The 1,612-nt window shown below is 43.5% G+C and carries 1 protein-coding gene; it reads left to right on the forward strand.

Annotated elements, in window-relative coordinates; all coding sequences use genetic code 11:
- Positions 1 to 1,481 (forward strand): IS66 family transposase (tnpC, locus tag BM398_RS16970; RefSeq protein ID WP_092339482.1); only part of this gene is annotated, 1,481 nt, incomplete at its 5' end.
- Positions 1,482 to 1,612 lie beyond the last annotated feature (131 nt).

Below are 1,612 nucleotides of genomic sequence, written 5' to 3' on the forward strand. Positions count from 1 at the left end.
CAAAGAAACTCTTTGGAAAGTCCAGTGAAAAGCGAGACGATTTTGAAGGTCAGTTATATCTCTTCAATGAAGCCGAAAGTCTAATGACTGAACCTGATCTTGAGGAACAGGAATTCACTACCGTCGAGAAGCATACCCGCAAGAAGAAACCCAAGATGACTGATAAGTTTGCAAACCTTCCGGTTCAGAAGGTTCTTCTTGATGTACCCGAAGATGAGCGCATCTGTGATATCTGTGGTACGCCTCTTGAAAGAATCGGAGAAGAATTCGTTCGAAGAGAGATTGAACTTATAAAGCCAAGTCTAAAGATCATCGAGTATTACAGCGTAAGTTATGGCTGCCCCAAGTGCAAGGAGGATGCCGAAGTTCCGCATATCGTTAAAGGACGTGATGATCAAAAGCATATGCTCCATGGCATGGCATCTGCAGGAACAGTTGCCTGGGTGATGTACCAAAAGTATGTCAATTGCCTTCCTTTATACAGACAGGAAAAAGACTTCAAGATGTACGGAGCTGAGATCTGCAGAGGAACTATAGCCAACTGGATAATCAATAATGCTGAAGACTTCTTCAGACCTATGCATGAATACTTCCAAAGGAAACTTGTTTCCGGAAAATATATCATGGCTGATGAGACACCTGTACAGGTACTCAAAGAACCGGGGCGCAGGGCTGAAACAAAGTCATACATGTGGGTGTTCCGCTCAGGTGAGTATGATCCGGAGCAGATAGTTCTGTTCCACTACTCCCCAACACGAGCAGGACAAACTGCCAAAGAATTCCTTGAAGGATTCCACGGATATCTCATGACTGATGGATATGGTGGTTATAACAAACTCAAGGACTGCACGAGAACATCGTGTTGGGCACATGTAAGGCGTTACCTTATCGATGCCATTCCTAAAGGTAAGGAATACGATCACACGCAGCCTGCGGTTCAAGGACTTGCATACGTAGATAAGCTCTTCGATATGGAACGGAAGATTCATGAGAAGAAGAGCTTAGATTTTGATGCCATAAAGGAATATCGTCTTAAAAAAGAAAAGCCTGTTCTTGAAGGATTCTGGAAATGGCTTGACTGTCAGACCGCGATCAAGAACTCAAGACTATACAAAGCTCTTGTATACATACAGAATCGTAGGCAGTTCCTTGAAACATATCTCGAGGATGGCGGATGTAGCTTCAACAACAATACCAGCGAAAGAAGCTGTAAAGCATTTGTTACAGGCCGAAAGAACTGGTTGTTTTCCGACAGTACTAAAGGCGCTGATGCAAGTGCACTCACTTATTCCATGGTCGAAACTGCCAAGGCTTGCGGAGTAGATGTTTACTACTATCTCAAGTATCTGTTGATCAAATGTCCATCATCTCAGATGAGCGACGAGGAGCTTGAAAAGCTATCTCCATGGAATCCAGAATGCAAAGAAGCTCTTGATGAGCTGTTCAGGAAGCATCAAGATGCCATCTTTGATGCGATGTAATCTTTATCATATGTGAATTGTCAAGGTACTCCGGGTTCATAAGAACTCGGGGTATATTTTATGGGCAAAAGCCCTTGTACCCGATAACAATGGTGGTTATTTTACAACCCACCGGATTATTGCGCGCTTAC

Origin of the sequence: Butyrivibrio sp. M55, assembly GCF_900116865.1 — a bacterium.
Lineage (GTDB): Bacteria > Bacillota > Clostridia > Lachnospirales > Lachnospiraceae > Butyrivibrio.